We start from the raw sequence: 3,052 nt of genomic DNA on the forward strand, positions 1-3,052 counted from the left end.
GCCGCCGGAAGCGCCGGACGTGCCGGGGCCGACGACGGGACCGTCGCGGAGGCCGCCCGGCAGGCGGCGGTGGCGCAGGCGCACTGTTCGGAGGCGTTGTCCACCGTCGCCGGGGAGATGATCCAGCTGCACGGCGGCATCGGCATCACCTGGGAACACCCGGCGCACCGCTACTTCAAACGGGCCCACTCCGCGGCCCAGCTCCTCGGCCGCCCACACGAACACCTGGCCCGGCTCGGCGCTTCACACGCCGACCCGGTCACGTCAGGGGGATGAGCCGGGGCTCCGGAGAGCATGGACGCACGGGGAACGAGGCACCCGACCTCACGCCCCTGTGCTCTCCGGCATCCGTGTCACGCCCAACTGGTGCATCAGGTGCAGGTTGTCGAAGTAGTCCCGTTCCCGGTAGACCTTGCCGTCGCGCACCTCGATGACGTTGCAGTACGGTTCCCGGATACGTTTGCCCGTCGCCGGGACGCCCTCCAGTTCCTGCTGGTGCGTCCCGGACACGGTCATTTCCATGACCGCCGTCGCAGCGCCACAGTCATGGCTGGCGACGATCTCGAAGTCCAGGTCCGGAAACGCCGTCACGTAGGTCTCCGCGACCCGGACACCCTCGTCGGCCCCGGATTTCTGTTCGCCGTCCGGTCCGACATAGGTGTAGTCGGAATGACAGAGCGCCCGCAGTCCTTCGAGATCGTGGTTCCGGATGAGCTCGAACATCCGCCGTTGCAGATCGGTGGCCTCGGACATTGCCCCCGCCTCCTCTCCTCTCCCGGGGCTGTCGAGACTAGTTCCCCTGCCGGGCACCTGATAGAGCCTTTCTGCTCCCGCCGGGCATGACCGCCCGGAGCCCGACGTCCCGACCCCGCGAAGCCGGTTTCCCGGCCCGGATCAGCGGTCGCGGGCGAGGATCAGGCCGCTGGTGGGCACCCCGGTGCCCGCCGTGACGAGGACGTGGGGCACCGCGCCCGGCTGGTTGACCGAGGCACCCCGGATCAGCCGCACGCCCTCGGCGATGCCGTTCATCCCGTGCAGGTAGGCCTCCCCGAGCTGGCCGCCGTGGGTGTTGCAGGGCAGCCGCCCGTCGAGTTCGAGGTGGCCCGCGCGCACGAAGTCCTTGGCCTCGCCCCGTGCGCAGAAGCCCAGCTCCTCCAGTTGCGGCAGCAGCAGCGGGGTGAAGTGGTCGTACAGGATCGCCGCGGCGATGTCGTCCGGCCGCAGGCCGCTCTGCGCGTAGAGCTGGCTGCCCACCAGCCCCATCTCCGGGATGCCGGAGATCGACGGCCGGTAGTAGCTGGTCATCATGTGCTGGTCCGGGCCGGACCCCTGGGCCGCGCCCGCGATGTAGGCCGGTGGGTGCGGCAGGTCCTTCGCGCGGTCCGCGGAGACGACCACGAGCGCCTGCCCGCCGTCGGTCTCCTGGCAGCAGTCCAGCAGGTGCAGCGGCTCGGCGATCCAGCGGGAGGCCTGGTGCTCGGCGAGGGTGATCGGGCGCCGGTGGAACCACGCGGCCGGGTTGGTCGCCGCGTGCCTGCGCATCGTCACCGAGACCCGGCCGAAGTCCTCGCTGGTGGCGCCGTACTCGTGCATGTAGCGGCGGGCGAACATGGCGACCCACTGCGCCGGGGTGGCCAGCCCGAACGGGGTCATCCACGAGTACGCGGCGCGGTCGGCGTCGTCGCTGAGCGCCCGGTCGGCCTGGCCGAGCCCGTAGCGCACGCCGGAGCGTTCGTTGAACGCCCGGTAGCAAACCACCACGTCGGCCGCGCCCGTGGCCACGGCCATCGCGGCCTGGGCGACCGTGCCGCAGGCCGCGCCGCCGCCGTAGTGGACGCGGGAGAAGTGCCGGATCGCGCCCATCCCCGTGTTCCGGGCGAGGTGGATCTCCGAGTTGGTGTCCGCGGTGAACGTCACCAGTCCGTCCACCTCGGACGGTTCGAGACCCGCGTCGTCGATCGCGGTCCGCACCGCCTCGCACGCCAGGCGCAGTTCACTGCGGCCGGAGTCCTTGGAGAACTCGGTCGCGCCGATCCCGGCGACGGCGGCCCGGTTCGCCAGGCCCGCGGACTCCCGGCCCGCCGCTGTGTCCGCGTTCGTGGTCGTCGCGGTCATGACCGCACCTCTTCCCCGCTCGCCCGGTCCCCGGCCGGGAACCGCAGCGCGACGGTGCCCGTCACGTGCGGGCCGAGGCTGTTGTCCCCGCGCACGGCGACCTCCACCCGGCCGTCGGACGCCTCGGTCACCTCGCCGGTCATCCGCATCTCGTCTCCCGGGTAGTTCGGCGCGCCGAGCCGGACCTTGATGCGGGCCACCGACGCGGCGGGCCCGGCCCAGTCGGTGACGAACCGGCTCACCAGGCCGTTCGTGGTCAGGATGTTCATGAACACGTCCTGCGACCCGCGTTCGCGCGCCAGCTCCGGGTCGTGGTGGACGTCCTGGTAGTCCCGGCCGGCGATCGCGGTGGCCACGATCAGCGTGCGGGTCAGCGGGATCACCAGGTCGGGCAGCGTGTCGCCGACGGCGATGTCGGCGTACCGCACGGAGGTGTGCGGGTCGGCGGGGGTGGTCACGAGGCCGTCACCTCCGTGGCCGCGAGTACGGCACCGAGGCGGTCGAGGTCGGCGCCGGGCCCGCCGAGCGTGCCCGCGATCTCCTTGCCCCACAGGTAGTGCCGGTGCACCGGGTAGTCGAGGTCCACGCCGATCCCGCCGTGCACGTGCTGCACGCGGTGTACGACGCGCTGGCCCGCGTCGGTGGCCCACCACTTCGCGACCAGGGCCGTGCGGTCGAGGTCGGCAGGGTCATGGTCGGCAGGGTCGGCGTCGGCCCCGTCCGCGTCGTCGAGGCGGGTGGCGGCCTGCCACAGCGTCACACCCGCCGCCTCGATGTCGATATGGCAGTCCGCGAGCTGGTGCGCCACCGCCTGGAAGGTCCCCAACGGCCTGCCGAACTGTCTGCGCTCGCTCAGGTAGCTCGTCGCGTGCGCGAGCGCGCCGCGCGTGACGCCGAGCTGCACGGCGGCCAGCGCGACGTGGGCACGCCGCAGGGT

Annotated in this window: 5 protein-coding genes; 1 reads left to right on the forward strand and 4 read right to left on the reverse strand. The window is 72.3% G+C overall.

Annotated elements, in window-relative coordinates; genetic code table 11:
- A partial coding sequence (locus SACHA_RS20355; RefSeq protein ID WP_039738004.1) for an acyl-CoA dehydrogenase family protein occupies positions 1-276 on the forward strand: 276 nt, incomplete at its 5' end.
- 48 nt (positions 277-324) lie between these two features.
- Here the strand turns inward: SACHA_RS20355 and SACHA_RS0105005 are convergent.
- The 4 genes from SACHA_RS0105005 to SACHA_RS0105020 form a co-directional block, all read right to left on the reverse strand.
- Positions 325-753: an ester cyclase gene (locus SACHA_RS0105005; protein ID WP_019807662.1), complete on the reverse strand. Its 429-nt coding sequence runs from the start codon at positions 751-753 to the stop codon at positions 325-327.
- A gap of 141 nt (positions 754-894) precedes the next feature.
- Positions 895-2,115 (reverse strand): lipid-transfer protein, encoded by a 1,221-nt coding sequence (locus tag SACHA_RS0105010; protein ID WP_019807664.1) that lies wholly within the window; start codon positions 2,113-2,115, stop codon positions 895-897.
- Positions 2,112-2,573, reverse strand: a complete 462-nt coding sequence (locus tag SACHA_RS0105015) for a MaoC family dehydratase (protein WP_019807666.1) — start codon at positions 2,571-2,573, stop codon at positions 2,112-2,114. Before SACHA_RS0105015 ends, SACHA_RS0105010 begins: the two co-directional genes overlap by 4 nt.
- On the reverse strand, positions 2,570-3,052 hold a 483-nt coding region (locus SACHA_RS0105020; protein ID WP_028662900.1), incomplete at its 5' end, for an acyl-CoA dehydrogenase family protein. The genes SACHA_RS0105015 and SACHA_RS0105020, both read right to left, overlap by 4 nt.

It is taken from the genome of Saccharomonospora halophila 8 (genome assembly GCF_000383775.1).
Classification (GTDB): Bacteria; Actinomycetota; Actinomycetes; order Mycobacteriales; family Pseudonocardiaceae; genus Saccharomonospora; species Saccharomonospora halophila.

Coding starts and splice junctions, on each gene's coding strand:
- SACHA_RS0105005 (WP_019807662.1), bottom strand. CDS start 753: ATGTCCGAGGCCACCGATCTGCAACGGCGGATGTTCGAGCTCATCCGG.
- SACHA_RS0105010 (WP_019807664.1), bottom strand. CDS start 2,115: ATGACCGCGACGACCACGAACGCGGACACAGCGGCGGGCCGGGAGTCC.